The organism is Kitasatospora griseola, assembly GCF_044999035.1.
GTDB lineage: Bacteria > Actinomycetota > Actinomycetes > Streptomycetales > Streptomycetaceae > Kitasatospora > Kitasatospora griseola.
In genome coordinates this window covers 6,047,325-6,070,034 of sequence record NZ_CP173360.1, presented here as the reverse complement: position 1 = coordinate 6,070,034, position 22,710 = coordinate 6,047,325, and the positions used below count along the sequence as shown (strand labels likewise).

Annotated in this window: 20 protein-coding genes; 6 read left to right on the top strand and 14 right to left on the bottom strand. The window is 72.0% G+C overall.

Annotation, left to right across the window (positions count from 1 at the left end; translation table 11 throughout):
• Positions 1-26: 26 nt before the first annotated feature.
• The 3 genes from ACI1MP_RS27565 to ACI1MP_RS27555 form a co-directional block, all read right to left on the bottom strand.
• Positions 27-827, bottom strand: coding sequence for an ABC transporter permease (locus ACI1MP_RS27565; RefSeq protein WP_380340050.1), 801 nt, complete (start codon positions 825-827; stop codon positions 27-29).
• Positions 824-1,789 carry an ABC transporter ATP-binding protein gene (locus tag ACI1MP_RS27560; protein WP_100586998.1) on the bottom strand — a complete coding sequence of 322 codons (966 nt, stop codon included), beginning with the start codon at positions 1,787-1,789 and terminating at the stop codon, positions 824-826. Before ACI1MP_RS27560 ends, ACI1MP_RS27565 begins: the two co-directional genes overlap by 4 nt.
• A 63-nt stretch (positions 1,790-1,852) precedes the next feature.
• Positions 1,853-3,025, bottom strand: a complete 1,173-nt coding sequence (locus ACI1MP_RS27555; protein ID WP_404869705.1) for an NYN domain-containing protein — start codon at positions 3,023-3,025, stop codon at positions 1,853-1,855.
• A 144-nt stretch (positions 3,026-3,169) separates the two neighbouring features.
• Between ACI1MP_RS27555 and ACI1MP_RS27550 the strand changes: the two genes are divergently transcribed.
• Positions 3,170-3,961 carry a hypothetical protein gene (locus ACI1MP_RS27550; RefSeq protein ID WP_404869704.1) on the top strand — a complete coding sequence of 264 codons (792 nt, stop codon included), beginning with the start codon at positions 3,170-3,172 and terminating at the stop codon, positions 3,959-3,961.
• 3 nt (positions 3,962-3,964) lie between these two features.
• On the opposite strand, the gene ACI1MP_RS27545 is transcribed toward ACI1MP_RS27550, so the two are convergent.
• From ACI1MP_RS27545 to ACI1MP_RS27530, 4 genes are all read right to left on the bottom strand, one after another.
• Positions 3,965-6,370, bottom strand: a complete 2,406-nt coding sequence (locus ACI1MP_RS27545; protein ID WP_404869703.1) for a tetratricopeptide repeat protein — start codon at positions 6,368-6,370, stop codon at positions 3,965-3,967.
• A complete protein-coding gene (locus ACI1MP_RS27540; protein ID WP_189271343.1) occupies positions 6,367-6,777 on the bottom strand; it encodes a hypothetical protein in 411 nt (136 codons plus the stop codon). The genes ACI1MP_RS27545 and ACI1MP_RS27540 overlap by 4 nt, the downstream gene beginning before the upstream one ends.
• Before the next feature lie 128 nt (positions 6,778-6,905).
• A complete protein-coding gene (locus ACI1MP_RS27535) occupies positions 6,906-7,934 on the bottom strand; it encodes an aspartate-semialdehyde dehydrogenase (RefSeq protein ID WP_404869702.1) in 1,029 nt (342 codons plus the stop codon).
• A 150-nt stretch (positions 7,935-8,084) separates the two neighbouring features.
• A complete protein-coding gene (locus tag ACI1MP_RS27530; RefSeq protein WP_404869701.1) occupies positions 8,085-8,954 on the bottom strand; it encodes a dihydrodipicolinate synthase family protein in 870 nt (289 codons plus the stop codon).
• Positions 8,955-8,983: 29 nt separating this feature from the next.
• Here ACI1MP_RS27530 and ACI1MP_RS27525 point away from each other — a divergent pair, with 29 nt between their 5' ends.
• The 3 genes from ACI1MP_RS27525 to ACI1MP_RS27515 all read left to right on the top strand — a co-directional run bounded on the left by ACI1MP_RS27525 (position 8,984) and on the right by ACI1MP_RS27515 (position 11,193).
• Positions 8,984-9,868, top strand: a complete 885-nt coding sequence (locus ACI1MP_RS27525; protein ID WP_380340066.1) for a LysR substrate-binding domain-containing protein — start codon at positions 8,984-8,986, stop codon at positions 9,866-9,868.
• 96 nt (positions 9,869-9,964) lie between these two features.
• Entirely contained in the window at positions 9,965-10,414 is a 450-nt protein-coding gene (locus ACI1MP_RS27520) for a type II toxin-antitoxin system PemK/MazF family toxin (protein ID WP_100587004.1), read from the top strand.
• Positions 10,415-10,503: 89 nt separating this feature from the next.
• On the top strand, positions 10,504-11,193 hold the full coding sequence (locus ACI1MP_RS27515; RefSeq protein WP_404869700.1) for an RDD family protein: 690 nt from the start codon (positions 10,504-10,506) through the stop codon (positions 11,191-11,193).
• Between the two features lie 66 nt (positions 11,194-11,259).
• Here the strand turns inward: ACI1MP_RS27515 and dnaE are convergent, their stop codons facing one another.
• Positions 11,260-14,793 (bottom strand): DNA polymerase III subunit alpha, encoded by a 3,534-nt coding sequence (gene dnaE, locus ACI1MP_RS27510; protein WP_404869699.1) that lies wholly within the window; start codon positions 14,791-14,793, stop codon positions 11,260-11,262.
• Between the two features lie 164 nt (positions 14,794-14,957).
• Between dnaE and ACI1MP_RS27505 the strand changes: the two genes are divergently transcribed.
• Together ACI1MP_RS27505 and ACI1MP_RS27500 are read left to right on the top strand one after the other, a co-directional pair.
• Positions 14,958-15,650 carry a hypothetical protein gene (locus tag ACI1MP_RS27505; protein WP_380340075.1) on the top strand — a complete coding sequence of 231 codons (693 nt, stop codon included), beginning with the start codon at positions 14,958-14,960 and terminating at the stop codon, positions 15,648-15,650.
• Between the two features lie 94 nt (positions 15,651-15,744).
• Entirely contained in the window at positions 15,745-16,836 is a 1,092-nt protein-coding gene (locus tag ACI1MP_RS27500) for a winged helix DNA-binding domain-containing protein (protein ID WP_404869698.1), read from the top strand.
• 18 nt (positions 16,837-16,854) lie between these two features.
• Here ACI1MP_RS27500 and ACI1MP_RS27495 read toward each other — a convergent pair whose 3' ends face one another.
• The 6 genes from ACI1MP_RS27495 to ACI1MP_RS27470 all read right to left on the bottom strand — a co-directional run bounded on the left by ACI1MP_RS27495 (position 16,855) and on the right by ACI1MP_RS27470 (position 22,624).
• Complete coding sequence (locus ACI1MP_RS27495) at positions 16,855-17,487, bottom strand: dienelactone hydrolase family protein (protein ID WP_043913460.1); 633 nt, start codon at positions 17,485-17,487, stop codon at positions 16,855-16,857.
• A gap of 70 nt (positions 17,488-17,557) precedes the next feature.
• Positions 17,558-19,771 (bottom strand): M9 family metallopeptidase, encoded by a 2,214-nt coding sequence (locus ACI1MP_RS27490; RefSeq protein ID WP_404869697.1) that lies wholly within the window; start codon positions 19,769-19,771, stop codon positions 17,558-17,560.
• A gap of 266 nt (positions 19,772-20,037) precedes the next feature.
• Positions 20,038-21,249, bottom strand: coding sequence for an MFS transporter (locus tag ACI1MP_RS27485; protein ID WP_404869696.1), 1,212 nt, complete (start codon positions 21,247-21,249; stop codon positions 20,038-20,040).
• 142 nt (positions 21,250-21,391) lie between these two features.
• Positions 21,392-21,703, bottom strand: a complete 312-nt coding sequence (locus ACI1MP_RS27480; protein WP_100587012.1) for a helix-turn-helix transcriptional regulator — start codon at positions 21,701-21,703, stop codon at positions 21,392-21,394.
• Between the two features lie 136 nt (positions 21,704-21,839).
• Entirely contained in the window at positions 21,840-22,202 is a 363-nt protein-coding gene (locus ACI1MP_RS27475) for a DUF4180 domain-containing protein (RefSeq protein WP_380340090.1), read from the bottom strand.
• Entirely contained in the window at positions 22,199-22,624 is a 426-nt protein-coding gene (locus ACI1MP_RS27470) for a helix-turn-helix domain-containing protein (protein ID WP_380340093.1), read from the bottom strand. The genes ACI1MP_RS27475 and ACI1MP_RS27470 overlap by 4 nt, the downstream gene beginning before the upstream one ends.
• Positions 22,625-22,710: the final 86 nt, after the last annotated feature.

Genomic DNA, 22,710 nt, shown 5'->3' with positions numbered 1-22,710 from the left:
CGGCGGATGCTCCCGACGGGAACGGGTCAGCGTGCGGCGCGCCGGTACGCCCAGGTGGCGAGCGTCAGCGAGGCCAGGCCGACGGCGCCGCAGACGCCGAGGTCGAGCAGGACGCGGGCCCAGTCGGGGTGCGGGGCGAAGGTGAGGGCGAACGCGTCGACGCCGTAGGTGGAGGGCAGCAGGTCGCGCAGCCACTGCACCGGCACGGGCAGCCGGGAGGCCGGCAGGACGCCCAGCAGCAGGGCTGCGGACATGCCCAACTGTCCGGCGAGGGTGGCGAGTTCCTGGCGCGGGGCGAGCAGCCCGAGCGCCGCGCCGAGGCCGGCCAGCGCGGCTCCGGCGAGCGGGACGACGGCGAGCAGGATCCACAGCCGGCCCATCGGCAGGTCGAACATCCAGCTGCCGGCGGCGGCGGTGACGAACACGCCTGGCACGGTGAACGAGGCGTACGCGGCGGCGGTGCCGAGGACCACGGAGGCGGGCGGGACGGGCAGCGTCGCGTAGTGGTCGAGGCCGCCGGTGTGGCGGAGCTTCCCGAAGTACTGGGCGAGCAGGTTGAGCGCCACGAAGGCGACGACCAGGACGGCGGAGCCGGCCACCACCGCGTGCGCGGAGGGGTTGTCGCCGGGGTCGACGACGCCGCGCATCATCACCAGGATGCCGATGGACTGGAAGGTCGCGACGAACAGCAGCGGGATCCGGGAGACCTTGGCGCGGGCCAGCTGGGCGCGGTAGACCGCGGCGAGCGCGGGCAGCAGCCGGGCGGCGGGGGCCAGCGGCGCGGCCTGTCCGGTGGCGGTGGCGGCGGGGGCGTCGAGCAGGGTCATCGGGCGAGTCCTCCGTGCCGGCCGCCGAGTCGGAGGTAGGCGTCCTCCAGGGTGGGGGTGGCGAGGGTGAAGTCGTCGAGGGCGGCGAAGGCGGGGCCGGTGGTGACGGCGGCAACCAGTTCGCGGGCTTCGTCGGGGGTGGTGCGCACGGTCCAGCGGCGGCCGGTGCGTTCGGCGCGGTCGGCGAGCGCGGCGACGGCGGGGACGCCGGTCGGGGCGTCGGTCCGCCAGACCAGGTCGAGCCGGACGTGGCCGTCGACCAGGGCCTTGAGGCCGCCGGGGGTGTCGCAGGCGATGACCTTGCCGCCGTCGATCACGGCGACCCGGTCGAGCACGGTCTCGGCCTCGATGACGTTGTGGGTGACCAGCAGCACGGTGGTGCCGCGGTCGGCGCGGCGGCGGTCGACGGCGCTCCACACGGCGCGGCGGGCGACCGGGTCCATGCCGGTGGTGGGTTCGTCCAGGACCAGCAGCGGGCGGTCGCCGACCAGGGTGGCGGCGAAGCAGGCGAGGCGGCGCTGGCCGCCGGAGAGCTTGGCGAGCGGGCGGTGGGCGAGCGGTTCGAGGCCGAGCTCGGTGATCACGTCGGCGGTCTCGGCGCGGGCGGCGGCGCGGGACAGGCCCCGCAGGCGGCCGGTGGTCTCGGCGGCGAGGGCGACGGTGAGCTCGTCGAGGGCGGTGGATTCCTGGCCGAGGTAGCCGAGCAGCCGGGCGGCCCGCTCGGGGTGGCGGACGATGTCGTGGCCGAGCAGCTCGATGGTGCCGGCGTCGGGGCGGAGCAGGCCGGTGAGCTGGCGGACCAGGGTGGACTTGCCGGCCCCGTTGGGTCCGAGCAGCCCGAAGACCTCGCCGCGCCGGACGGCGAGATCGATGCCGTCGTTGGCCCGGACCTCGGTGCCGCCCGCCCGGTAGGTCTTGACCAGGCCGCTGACGGTGCAGCAGCCCTGAGGTGCCTTGCTCACGACGGAAGACTCTACGCGTCGCACCGGACCTTCCGGGCACGCGGGTCGCACGGTCGGCGGCGGTCAGCTGTCCTCCAGCAGCCCCTGGGGCTGGCGGGTGTCGGGGATCCGGGCGGCCATCTCCTTCCAGAAGCCCTCCCGGATGGCGTACCGGTCCTGCTCGTCGATCTGGTCCTCCTTGTGCGCGAGCAGGCCGAACCGGGCGGCGTAGCGCAGCAGTTCACCGTCGAGGCGGTGCGGGATGCGCGGGTGGTCGGTCCACAGCAGGGCGGGGCGGTCGGCGGGGGCGAGCCGGTCGAGCCAGCGGCGGGCGAAGACCTGGCCGACCTCCTGCGGGTCGCCGCCGACGCTGGTGATGTCCTCCTCGCGGTCGGCCCAGCGCTGGGCGGCGGTGGTGAGGCGGTCCAGGGTGGGCAGCGCGTCGGCGGCGGTGGGGGCGTCGGCGCGCTCCGGCCAGCCGCGGTCGGACGACCAGCGCAGCACCGGCCCGCCGAGGACGGCGGCCGGCGGCGCGGGAACCGGCACCGGGGCGCGTCCGGCCAGGTCCTTGGGGGTGGGGATGACCCGTAACGGGGCGGGCCGCCCGCCGGGCGCGGCGACGGCGGCGGGGACGACCACGGCCCGGGGGCGCGGCGGGGCGGGCAGCACGGCGACCGGCGCGACGGCGGCGACGGGTTCGTGGCCGGTCTCCCGGGGGCGGGCCCAGCGTTCGATCCAGGCGCGGTCGAGCACCCGGCGTTCGTCGGCCTCGCCGACCAGTTCCTCGGACTGGTTGAAGTCGCCGTCGGCGGCCTCCAGCGCCCACAGGTGGACGGCCACGCCGTGCTCCTTGGCGGACGCCACCCCGGGCAGCAGGTCGCCGTCGCCGGTGACCAGCACCACGTCGGCGCAGGCGTGGTTGCGGGCGAGCTCGCTGAGTTCGGCGTGCATCGCGGCGTCCACCCCCTTCTGCACCCAGCGGCCCTCGGCCCGGGTGAGCGCGCCGAGCCGGACGGTCACCCGGGGCAGCACTCTCAGCCGCCGGTGCTCGGGCACCGGTCTGCGGTCGATGGCCGCGTCGAACCAGTAGATCCGCAGCAGCGGCAGCCCGGTCTCCTCCTCGGCCCGTTCCCGCAGCGCGCCGATCAGCACCGGGTGGTCGACGGCGATCCGTGACCGGCCGGGCTCCCCGGCGAGCAGGCTGGCGGCGGCGCCCAGCAGGTAGCCCGCGTCGACCAGGACGACACAGCGGTCCATCTCCGGCACCTCCTCCTCGGCCCGGTGCCGCGGCGGTGGGGACGCCGCCAGGCAGCCCGGCCACCGTTGCGCACACCTTTACCCCTCGTTCGCTCCCCGAACCGCGCCGGAGGTTTCCCCCGCGACCCTGGATACTGGGACACCGTGCGGAAAAGTGCGGTGGCGTTGTGCGGAGTGGCGGCGGTCGGAGCGGTCGCCCTCGTCCTGGTGCCCGCGACCGTCCCGGAGACCTCCCGCGGCGACACCTCCCTGGTGTCCGTCGTCGTCAACGGCGGCCGCACCCTCGAACTCGGCCCGACCGAGACCCGGACCTTCCCGGTGGAGGTCACGGCCACCGACCGCTCCGGCATCCGCGCCGTCGACCCGATCGGCCTGTGGGGCCCGAACTACTCCACCCTCAAGGTCGGCCCGATGACCTGCGTCCCCCTGGACGAGACCGGCACCGTGAGCCGCTGCACCGGCGAGGCCACCGCCGCGGCCACCTCCCGCGTCCTGTTCGACGACCAGGCCGGCACCTGGTTCGTCGACCTGCGGATCCGCGCCAACGACGGCGACCGCTACGTGTCGAAGTCGGCCGGCGGCTTCTCCCTCAAACGCACCGCCCTGTTCGACCAGGCCGCCGCCCCCACCACCGCCGCCCCCGACCAGCCCGTCCAGCTCAAGGCCCGCCTGCAACGCGCCATGTGGGACCAGCACGGCTACATCCCCCAGCAGTCCACCGCCGTCTTCCTCCAGTTCCGCCCCGCCGACTCCCACGTCTGGACCACCATCGCCGTGGTCGACACGGACGGCGAGGGCCGGGTGTCGATGCAACTGCCCGCCCACGTCTCGGGGACGTACCAGTGGTACTCGCCGGGCGACAAGTGGACGGGCGGCGCGACGTCGGAGGAGCTGCCGATCACGGTCGACGGGACGGCGGCGCACCCGGGGCAGTAGCGGCTACCCGGTGCCGGCTTCGCGGCGGGCCCGAGCGAGCTGGTTGCGCACGGCCACGGTGGTGGGATGGGCGCCGCCGAGTGTCCGCTCGTACTGGGCGGCCACGGCCTCGAAGAGCGGGATCGCCCGATCCGGTCGGCCGGTCATCGCGCAGGCCAACGCCAGCCCTTGACGACTGATCAACGTGTCTGGGTGCTGCTCACCGAGCACCTGCTCGCGCTGCGCCAGCACTGCCTCCAACAGCGGCACCGCACGCACTGGGTCGCCGGCCTCCGCATAGCTCTGGGCAAGGTTGCCGCGGCTGAGGAGCGTATGGGGATGAAGGGCGCTCAGAACCTGCTCGCGCTGCGCCAGCACAAGCTCGAAGAGCAGCACCGCACGGCCGGCGTCACCGGAGGACAGATAGGCACAGGCCAGATTGTTCCGGCTGGTCAGCGTATGGGGATGAAGCTCCCCCAGAACCTGCTCACGCTGCGCCAGCACCGTCTCCGACAGCGGCACCGCGCGGCCCGGATCACCAGCCGCCCGGAGGGCACTGGCAAGGCTGTCCCGGGTGCCCAGCGTATCGGGATGAAGCTCCCCAAGAACCCGCTCACGCTGCGCCAGCACCGTCTCCAACAACGACACCGCACGGCCCGGATCACCAGCCGCCCGGTAGGCATCGGCAAGGTACTGCCAGCTGGTCAGCGTGTCGCGATGAAGCTCCCCAAGAACCCGCTCACGCTGCGCCAGCACCGTCTCCAACAACGACACCGCACGGCCCGGATCACCAGCCGTTTGATAGACGCAAGCCAAATTGCTGCGGATGAGCAGCGTATCGGGATGAAGTTCGCCCAAGACCTGCTCGCACTGTCCCAACACCGTCTCCCACAACGGCACCGCGCGCCCCAGATCACCGGCCAACTGGTAGGCGTCGGCGAGATTGTTCCGGCTGGTCAGCGTATGGGGATGAAGTTCCCCGAAAACCCGCTCGCACTGTGCCAGCACGGTCTCCGACAGCGGCACCGCCCGCCCCAAATCGCCGGCCGCCCGGTAGGCGCAGGCCAGATTGTTGCGAGTGGCCAGAGTGTCGGGATGAAGCTCGCCTCGGCTCTGCTCGCGCTGTGCGACGACCGCTTCGAGGAGGGCAGTGGCGCGGGCAAGGCGTCCTTGCGTGTCGAGACGCCATCCTGCGCGGCGGTAGAGATCGGTGACGGCCTCGTCGTCGTGCCCGCCCGGCCTGCTCTCGGCCAGCGCGATCAACTGCGGGATCAGCGAGTCCCACTCCCCGGCCTCCGGATCCAACCCGTCCAGCGCCCGAACCACCGCCTGCTCGGCCTCGCGCCGCCCCTCCGGAGCATTCACCCGCAGCACCTGCTGCACCAACCGGTGGACGCTGACCGTGTCCCGGGTGACGGTCGCCATGCTGTAGGCGGCCAGGTGCCCCAGCGCCTCGGCCGGCTCGTCCGGGTCCACGCCGTCCGCCTCCAGCAACCCGACGGGCACCTCGTCCGGCGCCAACCACGCCAACGTCCGCAGCAGCTCCACCGCACGCGGGTCGCGGACGGTGAGCGCGTCGAGGGTCTGCGTCCAGATCCGGGCGATGGTGCGCTCGGCGTCCAGGCCGTCAACGGCCTTGTCCAGCTTGGTCGGTAGGCGGCGGTAGTAGGCCGGGATGGTGACGGTGGGGTTCTGCCGGAGGTAGGCGCCGGCCTGTTCCAACGCCAGTGGCAGGTAACCGAGTTCGGCAGCCAGGGCCCGGACGTCCTGGAGTTCACGGACCGTCAACTCGGTTTCCCCGTACGCGGTGGCGCGGATCAGCTCGACGGCCTGCTCGGCATCGAGCGTGCCGAGCGCCAGTGTCCGCATGCTCCTCGGCCAGCCGACCGCGCGCCGGCTGGTGATCAGGTGCCGTCCGCCGCCGAGCGCCCCCAGGTACGGGGACAGGTCCGCGACCGCCTCGACGTTGTCGAAGACCAGCAGCCAGCCCGGGTGCCACTGGAGCCACGCCATCGCCCACGCGACGCGGTCGCGATCGGCCGTCAGCCCCGGGAGCAGCCGCCGCGTCAGTTCCGCCAGCGACTGTTCGATCCGGGTCGGCGAGTCCGCGTTGATCCACCACACCGCGCTGTACGCGTGCCGGTACCGGTGCGCGTACGCCAGCGCCAGGGTGGTCTTTCCCACGCCCCCGAGCCCGTGCACGGTGGACGCCTGCATGATCGCGGTGTCGCCGACCTCGTGCAGCCGGACGAGCTCGGCCTCCCGGCCGAGGCACAGCGGCGCGGGCGGAAGATTGGTGAGGCCCGGCGGGGCCTGCACGTCGCGGGCGGCGTTGAGGATCTCGGCGGGCAGGCCGATCACGTCGCCGGTGACGGCGGCGCCGATCCACCCGGCAGCGACCGACCGCTCGCCGGAGGCTTCCGGATTCACCGCGTGCCGGAGCGTCCGTTGTCGATGTTGACCGTCCCGATGCTGTACGCCGCGATCGACCGCTCGCCGGACGCGGTGATGGTGATCCCCCCGCTCGGCAGCAACCCGGCGAGTTCCGCCCGCAGTTCGGCGTCCTCGCGCAGTGCGCGCTTCAGCTGCTGGCGCAGCGCCGCGGCCGCGTCGGCGTCGTCCGGGTCGGCGGCCGCGTCGTCGACGGCCCCTTCCAATTCGGCGGCCTGCCCGGGTCGGCGCCGCAGCACGGCCTGCAGGATGCGGCGCCCGAGGTTCGCGGTGGCGTCCACCGCCGCGTCCTCCGCGCGCGTCAGCACGGCCGTGCCGTACGCGCCGACGGCCGAGGCCACGTACGGGCCCGCCTGTTCGACCAGCTGGACGATCTCCGCACTCATCTGCACCCGCCCCGATTCGGCTGTCCTGCACTCCCCATGACGAAGCGTAGACGCCGCCGAGGACCCCGGGCGAGCGAAAGGGCGCGGGAGGCTCTCCGCCTCCCGCGCCCCGGGGATCGAACGGGCCGTCAGCCGCGCAGCTCCGCCGCGACGAGCTCCGCGATCTGCACCGCGTTGAGTGCGGCGCCCTTGCGCAGGTTGTCGTTGGAGAGGAACAGCGACAGGCCGTTGTCGACGGTCTCGTCCACCCGGATCCGGCCGACGTAGCTCGGGTCCTGGCCGGCGGCCTGGAGCGGGGTGGGGATGTCGGTGAGGGCGACGCCGGGGGCGGAGGCCAGGAGTTCGGTGGCGCGCTCGGGGGTGAGCGGGCGGGCGAAGCGGGCGTTGACCTGGAGGGAGTGACCGGTGAAGACCGGGACGCGCACGCAGGTGCCGGAGACCTTGAGCTCGGGGATGCCGAGGATCTTGCGGCTCTCGTGGCGGAGCTTCTGCTCCTCGTCGGTCTCGTTGCTGCCGTCGTCGACCAGCGCGCCGGCGAACGGCAGCACGTTGAACGCGATGGGCCGCTTGTAGACGCCGGGCTCGGGGAACTCGACGGCCGCACCGTCGTGGACCAGCGCGGTCGCGTCCTCGACCACCTTGCGGGCCTGCTCGTGCAGCTCGGAGACGCCGGCCAGGCCGGAGCCGGAGACCGCTTGGTAGGTGGAGACCACCAGGGAGAGCAGCTCGGACTCGCCGTGCAGCGGCCGCAGGACGGGCATCGCGGCCATGGTGGTGCAGTTCGGGTTGGCGATGATGCCCTTGGGGCGCTCGGCGATCGCCTCGGGGTTGACCTCGGCGACGATCAGCGGGACCTCGGGGTCGCGGCGCCAGGCGGAGGAGTTGTCGATGACGACGGCTCCGGCTTCGGCGACCTTCGGGGCGAGGGCCTTGGAGGTCGCCCCGCCGGCGGAGAAGATCACGATGTCGAGGCCGCGGTAGTCGGCCGTGGCGGCGTCCTCGACGGTGACCTCGGTGTCCTTCCAGGGCAGGGTGCGCCCCGCCGAGCGGGCCGAGGCGAACAGCCGCAGCTGCTCGACCGGGAAGCTGCGCTCCGCCAGGATCTCGCGGACCACGCCGCCGACCTGACCGGTGGCTCCAACGATGCCGACCTTCATCCGAGTCTCCTCCTCCTACGTTGTGCAAAGCCATCATGCCTTGTCAGAGCGGGTGTGCGCGGAGGCGTCCCAAGGCGTGAACGCCTGCCGTCCAGCGCGGCAATCCCTTTCGTCAGGGCGTCCGCGGGCCGGAAATCCTGCGCGGATCCGTCACTCGTGCGCGAGCAGCGGCAGCCGCACCGCGGGGGTGGGGATGCGGCCGGCCCGGTGCAGCAGGGCCTTGAGCGCGGTCGGGTTGGGTCCGGCGAACGCGGCCCGGGACACCCCGACCAGCTCCGCGCCGAGCCTGCGGGCCAGCGGCACGTCGCCGTCGGCCCAGGCCCGGTGCAGGGCGACGAAGCGGGCGGTCTCCAGGTGCGCGGAGGCCAGGATGCCGCCGTCGGCGCCGAGCGCGAGCAGCGGGGACAGGAACAGGTCGTCACCGGCCAGGACGCCGCGCGGGCCGGCGGCCAGCAGGGCGACGGCCTGTTCGTCGATGCCGCCGGGGGCGTACTTCAGGCCCGCGACCTGCGGCAGGGCGAGCAGTTCCCGCAGGGTGTCCGCGCTCAGCGGCTGCCCGGTGCGGTAGGGGATGTGGTAGATCACCAGCGGCACGGGGCTGGTGGCGGCCAGCGCCCGGAAGTGGGCGAGCACCCCGGCCTCGCCGGGCCGGACGAACGCGGGGACGGCGACCAGGGCGGCGTCGGCCCGGCCGGCCAGCCGGCCGAGCGCCTCGGCGGTCCGCGCGGTGCCGCCGTGGCCGGCGCCGACCGTCAGCACGGCGCCGTACTCGGCGGTGACGCGGCGGCAGAGTTCGATCACCGTGTGCTGTTCGGCGTCGGTGAGGGAACCGGGTTCGCCGGTGGTCCCGAGGGCGACCAGTCCGGTGGCGCCGGCGTCCAGGCTGTCGCGGGCCAGCTGCTCCAGGGCGTCGAGGGCGAGGTCGCCGTCGGCGGTGAAGGGAGTGACCAGCGGGACGTGAATGCCGTGCAGTTCCATGGGGGAAGCCTGCCGGGCGCCGACCGTGCGGGTCCAGTTCACATTTCCGATGGTTCTCGTAAGCTGAGCCGATGCTCGATGTGCGACGACTGCGGCTGCTGCGCGAACTGGCCCACCTGGGGACGATCGCGGCGGTGGCGGACGCCCTGGCGTTCAGTCCTTCGGCGGTGTCCCAGCAGCTGTCGGTGCTGGAGCGGGAGGCGGGGGTGCCGCTGCTGGAGCGGACCGGGCGGCGGGTGGCGCTGACCCCGGCCGGGCGGAACCTGGTGCGGCACACCGAGGCGGTGCTGGAGCTGCTGGAGCGGGCGGACGCCGAGCTGGCGCACGCCCGCAGCGGCCTGGCCGGCCCGTTGCGGATCGGCGCCTACCCGTCCGCGGTGCGCGCCCTCGTCCCGGCCGCGCTGGCCGAACTGGCTTCCCGGCACCCCGAGTTGGAGGCCATGGTGAGCGAGGTGGACCCGGCCGGGGTGGCGGCGGCGCTGCGCGCGGGCGAACTGGACCTGGCACTGGTGCACGAGTACGACCTGGTGCCGGGCGAGCCGGAGGAGGGCATCACGCTGACCGGCCCGGTGTTCGCCGAGCCGATGTACCTGGCGGCCCGCACCGCCGGCGCCCTCGCCGACCACCGGCACAGCCCGTGGATCTCCGCCCCGCCCGGCACGCTCTGCCACGAACTCACCCGACGCGCCTGCCAGGCCGCCGGGTTCAGCCCCAAGGTCCGGCACCGGGTGGACGACTTCGCGGCCCAGCTCGCCCTGGTGGCCGCCGGCCAGGGCGTGGCCCTGGTCCCCCACCTGGGCACCGGCCACTGCCCCCCGAACGTCGCCCTGACCCGCCTGCCGATCCACCGCCGCACCCGCACCGCCTTCCGCGCGGGCGCGGCCGCCCACCCGGCGGTGGCGGCGTTCGCGGCGGCCCTGCACGCGGCGGTTCCGGCCGAGCTGCGCGCCGCCTGACGGCCGTTCGGCCCGCGACCCACTGCGCCCCCTCCGCGGCGCCCACCTGCCGGCGGCCCGGCGTGGGGGGCTTGATGCGGTCGATAGCCTTCCGCCATGCATGAGTTGAACGAGCAGACGGAGCAGCCCGGCCGGTTCGGCGCCGAGGCCACGGTGGAGATCGCGGCCGAGCGGGTCGGGTCGGTGCACACCGCGTACGCGCCGGACCACGACGGCGACCCGGACCCGGGCGAGATCGTGTGGACCTGGGTGCCGTTCGAGGAGAACGACGGCCGCGGCAAGGACCGCCCGGTGCTGGTGGTGGCCCGGGAGCGGTCCGGCTCGCTGCTGACGGTGATGCTGTCCAGCAAGGGCCACGACCAGGACCCGGACTGGGTGCCGCTCGGCGCCGGCCCGTGGGACCGCAGCGGGCGGGACTCCTGGGTGGCCCTGGACCGGGTGTTCCGGGTGCACGACGGCGGGATGCGGCGCGAGGCGTGCGCCCTGGACCGGGACCGTTTCCAGCTGGTGGTGGACTCGTTGCGGCACCGTTACGGCTGGCACTGAGTAACGATTGTCGGATCGTCTTCCATGGCTCGCCCCGGACCGGGTACAACGGCACCAGGATCCCCAACAGTTGACCTGGAGTCGGACGCATGAGCAGCAACACTCCTCCTGGCTACGGGCCGCAGGACCCGTACGGCCAGAACCCGTACGGTCAGCAGCAGCCGCCGGCGAACGGCGGCTACGGCGCCCCGCCCCCGCCGCCGCCCGCGCCGGGCTACGGCGAGCAGCCCGGGTACGGGCAGCAGCCGGGCTACGGCCAGCAGCCGGGTTATGGGCAGCAGCCGGGCTACGGTGCCCCGCAGGGCCAGTGGCCGGGCTGGCTCGGCGCGCCCCAGGGCCCCGGCATGCCGCCGGTGCCGGGCACCCGGGTGCTGGCCACGCCGGTGGACCGCTTCGTGGCCCGGCTGATCGACGGTCTGATCCTCGGCGTCGTCATCGGGGTCGTGGCCAACCTGGCCTTCGGCCTGTTCAGCTTCGGCTACTTCGCGCTGCTGGCGATCGCCTACGTCGTCTACGACGGCGTCATGATGAGCACCCAGCACTGCCAGACCGTCGGCAAGAAGGTCATGAAGCTCCGGGTGGTCAGCGTGGCCACCGGCGCGCGGCCGACCGACAACGAGCTGTGGACCCGGGCCGCGGTCTGGGGCGGCCCGTACATCGTCCCGTTCATCGGTTCGCTGGTGGTGCTGGTCAACGGCCTGTCGCAGCTGTGGGACAAGCCGCTGCAGCAGACCTTCCACGACAAGCTCGCCAAGACCGTGGTGGTCAAGGAGAACTGAGCCCGCGTCGACAGCGAAGAGCCCCTGCGGAGTTCCGCAGGGGCTCTTCGCGTGATCGGGGTCCGGTCAGCCGGCCAGGCAGCTCGGCCCGAGCAGCTGCTTGAGGTCGCCGAACAGGGCCGGGTCGGACTTCACCCGGTGCCGGTCGAGACGCAGCACCACGGTCCTGGTCCGCCCGCGCAGGTGGACGTGCACCTCGGTGCTGCCGCGGTGGCTGCTGAGCACCTCGCCGAGCCGGCCGACGATCGGCGGGGTGAGCTTGTTCTCCGGCACGGTGATGACGATCGGGAGTTGCGCGCCGACGTTGGACAGGTCGGGCACGGCGAGTTCCATGCCCATCAGCCGCGGCACGTCCTCCCGCTTGTCGAGCTTGCCGCGGACGAACACCACGGCGTCCTCGACCAGTTGGGAGGAGACCAGCTGGTAGCTGGCGGGGAAGAACATGCAGTCGATGGAGCCGGCCAGGTCCTCGACGGTGGCGATCGCCCAGGCGTTGCCCTGCTTGGTCATCTTCCGCTGCAGGCCGGAGATGATGCCGCCGATGGTGACGATGGTGCCGTCGGGGCGTTCGGCGAGGTCGGCGACTGCGCAGTCGGCCTTGTCGGCGAGCACGTGCTCGATGCCGTGCAGCGGGTGCGAGGAGACGTACAGGCCGAGCATCTCGCGCTCCTGGGTGAGCAGGAACGACTTCTCCCACTCGTCCTCGGAGAACACCACGTCCAGGCCGAAGCTCGGCTCGTCGGAGACGCTGTCGCCGCCGAACAGGTCGAACTGGCCCTCGGCCTCCTTGCGCTTGATCGAGACCACGTTGTCGATCATCGGCTCGAACTGGGCGGTCAGGCCCTTGCGGGTGTGCCCGAGCGAGTCGAAGGAGCCGGCCTTGATCAGCGATTCGACGGTGCGCTTGTTGCAGACCACCGCCTCGACCTTGTCCAGGAAGTCCGGGAAGGACGTGTACTTCCCCTTGGCCTTCCGGGTGCGGATCATCGACTCCACCACCGGCCCGCCGACGTTGCGGATGGCGGTCAGGCCGAACCGGACGGTGTCGCTGCCGTGCGGGGTGAAGTCGGCGTCGGACTCGTTGACGTCCGGCGGGAGCACCTGGATGCCCATCTTGCGGCACTCGTTGAGGTAGACCGCGGACTTGTCCTTGTCGTCCTTGACCGAGGTGAGCAGGCCGGACATGTACTCGGCCGGGTAGTTGGCCTTGAGGTAGGCCGTCCAGTAGGAGACCAGTCCGTAGCCGGCGGTGTGGGCTTTGTTGAAGGCGTAGCCGGAGAACGGGACGAGGACGTCCCACACGGCCTGGATCGCGGCGTCCGAGTAGCCGTGTTCGCGGCAGCCCCGCTGGAAGGGCACGAACTCGGCCTCCAGGATCTCCTTCTTCTTCTTGCCCATCGCGCGGCGCAGCAGGTCGGCCTGGCCGAGCGAGTAGCCGGCCAGGATCTGCGCGGCCTTCTGCACCTGCTCCTGGTAGACGATCAGGCCGTAGGTCGGCTTGAGGATCTCCTCCAGGGGCTTCTCCAGCTCCGGGTGGATCGGCGTGATGTCCTGCTGGCCGTTCTTGCGCAGCGCGTAGTTGGTGTGCGAGTTGACGCCCATCGGGCCGGGTCGGTACAGCGCGAGGACGGCGGAGATGTCTTCGAAGTTGTCGGGCTTCATCAGGCGCAGCAGCGAGCGCATCGGGCCGCCGTCGAGCTGGAAGACGCCGAGGGTGTCGCCGCGGGCGAGGAGTTCGTAGGTGGGCTTGTCGTCGAGCGGCAGCTTGAGCAGCTCGATCTTCTCGCCCTTGTTCTTCTCGATCGCCTTGACGGCGTCGTCCATGATCGTCAGGTTGCGCAGGCCGAGGAAGTCCATCTTGAGAAGGCCGAGGCCCTCGCAGGTGGGGTAGTCGAACTGCGTGATGGTGACGCCGTCGGTGTGCCGGGTCCAGACCGGGATGTGGTCGGTCAGCGGTTCGGCGGACATGATGACGCCGGCGGCGTGCACGCCGGGCTGGCGGATCAGGCCCTCGATGCCGCGCGCGGTGTCGATGACCTTCTTGACGTCCGGGTCGCTCTCGTACAGGCCGCGGATCTCGCCGGCCTCGCCGTAGCGCGGGTGCGAGCTGTCGGTGATGCCGGAGAGCGGGATGCCCTTGCCCATGACGTCCGGCGGCATCGCCTTGGTGATCCGGTCGCCCATCGCGTACGGGTAGCCGAGGACGCGCGAGGAGTCCTTGATGGCGGCCTTCGCCTTGATGGTGCCGTACGTGACGATCATGGCGACCTTGTCGGAGCCCCACTTCTCCGTCACGTAGCGGATCACGTCGCCGCGCCGGCGCTCGTCGAAGTCGATGTCGACGTCGGGCATGGAGATGCGCTCGGGGTTGAGGAAGCGCTCGAAGATCAGGCCGTGCGGGATCGGGTCGAGGTCGGTGATGCCCATCGCGTAGGCGACCAGCGAGCCGGCCGCGGAACCACGGCCGGGGCCGACCGCGATGCCCTGGCTCTTGGCCCACATGATGAAGTCGGCGACCACGAGGAAGTACGCCGGGAACCCCATCTGGATGATGGTGTCCATCTCGTACTCGGCGAGCTTCTTGTGCTCCTCGTCGTAGCCGCCCGGGAAGCGCCAGTCCATGCCCTCCCAGACCTTGGACTTGAAGAAGTCCGCCTCGGACTCGAAGCCCTCCGGGATCGGGAACCGCGGCATCAGGTTCTTGAACTTGAACATGCCCTCGGTGTCGACCCGGGAGGCCACCAGCAGCTGGCTGTTGCGGCAGCCCTCCTGCCAGATGTCGGAGGAGTCGAGGGCGTACATCTCGGCCGCGGACTTGATGTAGTAGCCGGTGCCGTCGAACCGGAAGCGGTCCGGGTCGGAGAGGTTCTTGCCGGTCTGGACGCAGAGCAGCAGGTCGTGCGCTCCGGCGTCGCCCTCGGTGGTGTAGTGCGAGTCGTTGGTGACCACCGGCGGGATGTTCAGCTTCTTGGAGATCTCCAGGAGGCCGTCGCGGACCCGCTTCTCGATGTCGAGGCCGTGGTCCATCAGCTCCAGGAAGTAGTTCTCCTTGCCGAAGATGTCCTGGTACTCGGCGGCGGACTTGAGCGCCTCGTCGAAGTGCCCGAGCCGCAGCCGGGTCTGCACCACGCCGGACGGGCAGCCGGTGGTGGCCATCAGACCGGCCGCGTGCTCGGCGATGATCTCCTTGTCCATCCGGGGCCACTTCACCAGCCAGCCCTCCGCGTACGAGCGGGAGGTCAGCTTGAAGAGGTTGTGCAGGCCCTCCTTGTTGCGGGCCCAGATGGTCTTGTGGGTGTAGGCGCCGGACGCCGAGACGTCGTCCTTCTTCTGGTGCGGCTGGCCCCACAGGATGCGCTTGGTGTTGGAGCGGGACTCCGGCGCCACGTACGCCTCGATGCCGATCACCGGGGTGATGCCGGCGGCCGTGGCCTGCTTGTGGAACTCGGCCGCGCCGTACATGTTGCCGTGGTCGGTCATCGCGACATGGGTCTGGCCCAGCCGCTCGACCTCCTTGAACAGCTGCTTCAGCCGGGCGGCGCCGTCCAGCATCGAGTACTCGGTGTGGACGTGCAGGTGCGCATACGGCTGATCGCTCAAGGCGGGGCCTCCGGGGTCCTGAGGGGGGCTGAAACACGTAAGGCCCGAGCCACCACCAGGGCTCGGACCACGGCTTCCGGGATCGCGGATCCGAGTCTAGTCCCCCTCCGGACGTGGAAGCGCTAACCTCCGATCCACCGCACGGTTACGGGAGGGGACCCGTCATGGCCTTCGTCCAACCACTGCAGTCGAACCCGCGCCCGGGGGGCCGCGGACTGCCCGCGATCGGCTTCCTGCTGCTGGTGCAGGTCGCGATCGAGCTCGCGGTCCTCGGCTACGACCTCAATCGCAGCGGTGTGAGCTACCTGCCCGCGGCCCTCGGGGTGCCGGTCGACGCCCGGTACTGGGTGCCCGCCCCGGTCAGCTTCACCGGCTACGACACGGCGCTGGTGCTCACCGCGCTGGTGCTGGCCTTCGGCGCGGTCAACGGCCGCCGGTGGGCCAGGCCGGGCGCGGTCGCCGTCCTGGCGGTCAACGGCTACGTCTCGGCGACCGCGCTGATCACCGTGCTGCTCCTCAACGAGAGCATCCTGCGCCTGGACATCGTCGACCTGCTGCTCACCGCCACGCTGCTGGTCGACGTCGTGCTCGCCCTGGTCGTCGTGCTGATCGCGGCTGTCGGCCGTGAGCAGTCGGCTCCGGCGCTGCCTCCCTTCCCGTCCCCGTACCCGCCCGCCGCCCCCGCTCCGGGTGCCTGGGGCGCGCCTTCGCGGCCCGCCGGGCCCGCCGGGTACTGGCCCCCGCAGCCGCCCTCCGCCGCCCCCTCCGCCGACGCCGGGCCCGGATTCGGGGCCGGATTCGGTGCGCCCCCGCCGCCCCCCGTGCCGCCCCTGCCGCCCGTGCCGCCGTCCGTCTGAGCGCCCCGGCCGACTGTCCTGACGGGTTGTTGGAGTGCCCGCCGTCGGCCCGCCGGATCCCGGGGGGCCGACGGGGACGAGAGGAGATCCGGCGATGCCCGCCGCACGTACGCTGTCCGCCCGCGAGCTGACGGTCTGCTCCTTCGAGCGGCAGCTGCTGGACCGCGCCGAGCCGTTGTCGGCGGCGGACGGGGTGCGCCGGCTGGCCGCGCTGCAGGCGCAGTACTCGCCGTCGCCGCACCTCGCGCTCTGGTCCCGGCTGCCGGGCTTCACCACCGGGCAGCTGGACGCGGCGCTGCGGGACGGCAGCATGGTGAAGTCGACGCTGATGCGCGGCACCCTGCACCTGGTGCCGGGCGAGGACTACGGCCACCTGGCCGCCGCCTGGCGCCGCCAGTGGCTGGTCCCGCTGCGCGGCCGGCACCGCACGGCGGGCCTGGACGAGGCCGAACTGGACGCCCGGCTGCGGGAGTTCGCCGCGGTGCCGCGCAGCGCGCAGGAGCTGCGCGAGCAGGTGGCGGAGATCTCCGGCGGCCGGGTCCGCACCGACGACCTGCTGAACTACGCGCGGGCGCTGCTGCCGCTGGTGCACGTCGCCCCGTCCGGGCACTGGCGGGCGCACGGCAAGCCGCAACTGGTGCTGTGGCCGGGCGAGCTGCCGCCGGAGCCGGTCGCCACCGCCCGGCTGGCGCGCCGCTACCTGGCGGCGTTCGGGCCGGCCTCGCGCGCCGACCTGGCGCACTTCGCGGGCCTGACGCTGCGCCAGGTCGATCCGGCGCTGGCCGAGCTGGGCGAGCTGACGACGTACCGGGCCGAGGACGGCCGGGAGCTGCTGGACCTGCCCGACGCGCCGCCGATCGGCGCGGCGGACCGCGTCCTGCCGGTACGGTTCCTGCCCAAGTGGGACGCGGCGCTGCTGTCGCACGCGGACCGCACCCGGATGCTGCCCGCCGCACTCCAGCCGCAGGTCTACCGGGCGGTGAACGGCACCCTGCTGGCCTCCTACCTGGTGGACGGCCTGGTCGCCGGGCTGTGGAGCCACACCTGCACCCGGGGCGCGGCGCAGCTCACCCTGACCCCGCTGGTCGAGCACGGAGCCCGGCCCGAGCTGGTCGCGGAGGGCGAGCGCCTGCTGGCGTTCCTGGAGCCGAGGGCGACCGGCCTGGCGGTGGCGTTCGCGTCCTGACCTCCGGAGCCTGTCCGGTCAGTCCTGCTGCTCGTCGAGCTCGGCGAGGAAGTCCAGCGCGGCCGCCCAGGTCCGGGCCTCCGCCTCGGCGTCGTAGTCCGGCAGTTCGGCGTCGGTGTACAGGTGCCCGGCGCCCCGGTAGCGGTGCACCTCGACGTCGGCGCCGGCCCGGGTCATCTGCAGGTACCAGGTGTTCAGCCAGTCCTCGGACTCGTACGCGTCCGGCTCGGCCACGTGCAGCTGCACCGCGATGCCGGTGGCGGCGTCCTCCCGCAGGTCGGAGGTGCCGTGCAGGAGCAGCAGCCCGCGGGCCTGCTCGTCGGCCAGTGCCAGGTTCTGCGCCAGCGACCCGCCGAGCGAGAACCCGGCGTACACCAGCCCGTTCTTGGCGGGCAGCAGCGGAGCGACGGCGGTGACGGCGCGGCGCAGCAGTTCGTCGTTGCCGACCTCGTCGCGGTACGCCATGCCCTCCTCCGCCTCGTCGAACGTCCGGCCCTCGTACAGGTCGGGGGTGTGCACGGTGTGCCCGGCCTCGCGCAGCCGGTCGGCGGCCCGGTGCACGGCGGGGCGCAGGCCGTACGCGGAGTGGAACAGGACGATCTCGGCCACGGGTGGCTCCTCGGTGCTGGTGCTCGGTGCTCGACCGTCCATGATCTCCCATCCCGGAACGCACCGGGGCCCGGCCCACCGGTGGGTGGGCCGGGCCGTTCGGGTGCGCGGGTCAGTACGAGGTGCTGACGGACGCCCCGCTGAAGCCCTGCTGGGCGTACAGGCTGACGTAGTTGTAGCCGGCGGGCGGGTTGGCGACGGTGATCGTCTCGGTGTTGCCGCTGTTGGTGGACTTGGCGGTGTACGAGCCGGTGGTGGCCCAGTTGGCGCCGTTGTAGTACAGGTCGGCGTTGCCGGTGCCGCCGGAGACGGTGACGGTCAGGCTGGTGGTGCCGGCCGGCACCCACAGGTAGAAGTACGCGTAGTTGTTCACGGTGGCGGCGACGTTGGAGCGGCGGCAGTTCTGGTCGAGCTGCCGGGTGTCGGCGCCGGTGCATTCGGGGGTGGTCGGCACGGTGGCGCCGCAGTTGCCGGCGTTGCAGGCGGTCAGCCAGCTGTTGAAGTCGGCGTCGTACCGGGTGCCGATGGTGGTCTTCAGGATCGTCCGGGCGCCGTTCCAGTCACCGGCGCGGTACTTGGCGAGCACCGCGTCCATGTCGCTGCGGTGCGACTGGAGCATGTAACGGACCGCCAGGTAGCCCCAGTTGTAGACCCGGGTCTGGTCCGCGTTGTCGTAGGTGGTGTCGAACAGGGTGGACAGCGCGTAGGTGTGCAGCCCGGCCTGGGTGATCGCGTCGGTGTACTCGACGCCCCGGTAGGAGTAGGAGATGTACTCGGCGAAGCCCTCGACCCACCAGACGGTCGGGGTGGTCATGCCGGCGTCGAAGTCGCCGTACATGTCGAACCGGCCGTCGAGGTAGTGGGTGTACTCGTGGTTGAGGTTCCAGATCTGGAAGGCGGGGCGGACCCACTCGGCCTCGTAGGCGACGAACCGCGGCTGGTTGCCGGCCGCGGCCGGGTCGCCCTCCAGGTACATGCCGCCGTTGTCGGTGGAGATCCCGAAGATGGTTCCGGCGTAGGTCCGGTAGTCGCTGCTGGAGTGGAACACCACCACCTCGATGGTGGTGTTGTTGTCACCTGCGACCGCGCCGTTGTCCCGGACCACGCCGTGGAAGTACGCGTCCTGGCCCTTCAGGCTGGTGCAGGCGGTGTTCAGCTGGTCGGCCGTCAGCGCCTGCGCGAGGATCCGGATGCTGGGGCTGCAGGTGTAGTTGACGGTCAGCACCGCCGCCTTCAGCCGGTTCGCCAGGTCGCAGGTGCCGTAGTAGGCGCAGTTCGCCTTGTCGTAGCTGTCGGTCATCTCGGCGAGGCCGACCCACAGCGAGGCGGTCCGTCCGGTGATGCTGCTCTGGTCCAGCAGGCTCTTCACCAGCGGCCGGACCTTCGCCTGCAGGGCCGGGTACTGGAGGAACCGGCCGAGTTCGCGGCCCGCGTTGGAGACCAGGAAGTCGTTGGTCCCGCCGAGCACCCCGTTGTTGCGGGTGGCGAAGGACTGGAGGGTGTCGAGCACGCTCGGGTCCGCCTGGACGGCGGGCAGGAAGTCGCTGTTCTGGTGGCCGCGCCAGAGCACCGTGTAGGTGTTGTTGACGGCGTTGACCATGTACCAGGACGCGTCGTAGCCGCTGTTGTAGCCGTTCAGCAGCCGCTTCACGACCGACAGGTAGCGGGCGTTCTCGGCCGCGCTGTCGATCAGGGTGACGGCCTCGCCCAGCGTGGCGCCGTTGGCGTCCGTCACGTCCTGCGAGTGCGGGGCGGCGAAGAACGCGTCCAGACCGCCCTCGATCGCGGACTTCAGGCTGCTGCCGTACGGGCCGACCACGTCCGCGTTGTACCACTGCACGTAGTACCCGGCCCGCAGGTACAGCACGATCTGGGTGGCCGAGGTCGAGTCGTCACCCGGGTAGCCGGCGGAGACGTCGCGCAGCGCATTGGCCACGCTCACCATCTGCGCCTCGTTGAACGCCAGCTTCGCGTCGTTGCCCTTGAGCAGGAACAGCGAGTTGACGCAGTCCACCGTGGCGGACTTGATCTGGGCGACCAGCGCGGCGCCGGTCTTCCCGGTGAAGTCGGACACGTTGCACGCGGCCGCCGCCGCAAGGGACTTGGCCTGCTCCGGCTCGCCCTTGACGGCGACCGGCGGGCGCTTGCTGGCGTCCGACCGCAGGTCGCGGTCGGAGTCCTTGCGGCGCTCGGCCGCCTCGGTGCTGCGCGGCGCCGACTTCGACGCCTTCGCGGGCCGGTCGCCGGTGGGAGCGGCGGGGGCGGCCGCCCGGGCGCCCGGCACGAAAGCAGCCAGGAATCCGAGGGCCAGACAGAAGGAGAGCAACAGACTCCACGTTCGCGCGAGGGACGCGAACGGTATCCGGAAGGTTCGCACGTGGGGCCTCCGGGCCGATGTGCTGCCGCGCTTGGGGGGCGCGGCAGAGGGTGGGGGACGGCCGCCGGAGAACCGCTCGACGACCGGTGACATGTACAATTGCACATGTCATCTCACGCCGGAACCCCCTGCGGCCGGATCAACTGCCCCGCATAATCCCGGAGTTGACGCCCAGGCCCCATCGCCGTATCCGCACCGGAAGCACGGGCCCACCCTCAGCGGACCGTCGCCGGGGCACTGCGGTCCACGGCCGGTGCACCGCGGCCCGCCGTCGCGCCGACATGCCTGTCCCAGGTCAGGCGCAGCGCCACGACCGCCAGAGCGGCGAGGGCGAACCCGACGCCGACCCACGGAAGCGACCGACTGCCCAGCGCGGCGAGCACCCACCCTCCGACAGCGGTGCCGACGGTGATGCCCAGGTTGGAGAACGAGACGAACAGGCTGTTGCCGAACTCGGGCGCGTCCTGCGTGTCGCGGCCCAGCCAGTTCTGACACACGATGAGCCCGCCGGAGTGCACGGCCGCCCACAGCGGAACGAGACCGATCATGGGCGCGGTCCGCGCCCCGAGGGCGAACACCAGGACCTGGACGAGGGCGAACAGGACCGGGAGGAGCAGCACGGTCCGGATCGCGCCGACCCGCAGCAGGGCGGCGAAGGCGAAGTTGCCGAAGACCATGACGACACCGAACGCCATCAGCATCACGCTGATCCGCGAGCCGCTCATTCCGGTGACGGCGCCGAGGTACTCCGCGAAGTAGCCGTACACGGAGAAGAGCGCCGCGAACACCAGGACGACCGACATGACGGTCAGCCAGATCCGCCCACTGCGCAGCACCCGCAACTGGCTGCCGTAGGACAGCCGTTCGCCGGCCGGCAGCGCGGGCAGGAACCGCAGGACGCCGGCGAGGCCGAGCAGGTTGACGGCCGCGCCGAACCAGAAGGCGGCCTGGAGCGAGAAGTGGTCCGCCAGGTAGGACGTGAACGGCACGCCGAAGGCGAAGCCCGCCGTGATGCCTGCGAAGACCCGGGCGGTGGCGCGGGTCGCGTCCTCCGGCCGGCCGAGTCGCACTGCCGTCGCGAGCGCGACCGAGAAGAAGACCGGATGCAGCAGGGCCGGGACGATGCGGAAGGCGAGCATCACCGCGAAGTGCGTGCTGAGCGCGTAGACCGCGTTGGAGACGGCGAAGACGCCCATGGCGGCCGCCAGTACGGCCCGACGGTCGAGGCGGGAGGCCGCGAGCGTCATGAACGGGCCGGACACGGCCACGACGAGGGCGAAGGACCCCACGAGCAGCCCCGCGGTGGAGGCACTGACGTTCAGTCTGGAGGCGACCTGCGGCAGCACGCCGACGATGCCCATCTCGGTGGTGATGATGCCGAAGACACCTACGGCAAGCGCCAGGACGGCCGGCGAGCTTCTTCTCATGATCGTCTTTCCGGGGGAGAGCGGGCGGAGTCATATCCATATATCGCGGTTACTAGATATGACAGCCCGCAGTGGGGCGCGGGACGGCGAGCAGCCCGCTCATCGGTGGAGCGGGCCGCCTCGTCGCGCTTGGGGCAGGAGGTCAGAGTTCGTTGCGGACATGGGCGGCGAGCGCCTGGATCATCCGTTCGTTGCGCCGGTAGTACGTCCACTTGCCGATCCGCTCGGACTCCAGCAGGCCGGCGTCCTTCATCGCCTGCAGGTAGCTGGACACCACGGACTGGGAGAGGCCGGACCGCGCCTGGATGTCACCGACGCAGACGCCGATGTGGAACCCCAGGCCCTGCTCGCGGTAGGCGCTCTCGTCGAAGTGCTCGGCCGGGTTCTTCAGCCACTGGAGGATCTGCAGGCGCGCCGGGTTGGCCAACGCCTTGTACATGGCCAGTTGGTCCACGATGCGCCCTTCGACTCGCTCCGCCGCTGTCGCATCTACTTTTTGCGATTTTTGGAATCGTGTCAAATGCGCGGGGGAGGCGCGTCGCACATCGCCTCCCCGCACGCCTCCCCCGCCGACCCGCCGACCCGCCGACCTACCCGGTGAACCGCCCCGCCAGCTCCTCCAGGTCGGCGACGAACCACAGCTGCAGCCCGCGGTTGCTCTCCCGCACGAAGTCCCGCAGCGCGTCCGACCGTTCCACGTGCGGCGCGACGTCGCCCAGCACCGCGAGACCCATCCGGTACTGCGCGAACTTCTGCACCACCCCGCCCGCGACCCCGCTGCGCAGCCGGAAGAACTCCGCCCCGAACCGCTCCACCGGCACCGCCACCCAGGACGCCCCCAGGTAGTACGCGTTCCCCAGCAGGTCCACCGCGTCCTGCTCGCCCGCGACCTGCTCGCCCTCCGCCGCGCACACCAGCACCTGGACCCCGCCCAGCTCCTGAACCGCCGTCACTGCACCTCTCCCGTCAGATCGTCGATCAACCCGAGCACGTCCCCCACCCGCCGCGGCGGCCCCAGCACCACGAACCGCAAGCCACTCCGCGCCTCGTCCCGCACCGCCTGCACCCACAACGGCCGCGACTCCCCCGACGACCAAGCCCCCGCTGCCGCGAGCACCGCCGTCACCAGCCGGTCCCCCTCCGCCCGCCCCACCCCGTCCACCTGCACCACCGCGGACACCTCCGCCCGCGAAGGACCCACGGAGTCGGCGGCCCCGCCTCCCCCGGTGAACGCCTCCACCTCCGCCCGCGCGATCCGGTACTGCTTCCCGATCCGCACGGCCTTCAGCTTCCCGTCCCGGACATAGCCCCGGACGGTCTTCACGTGCAGCCCCAACAGCTCGGCCACATCCTCGACGGAGTAGAACTCCTGCACGCCGCATCCTTCCCTATCGTTCCTCATCGCGCGAACCGAAGGGAAGAATACGGCGTACTCTGCTACCGGCCCAACTCCACCGGCCA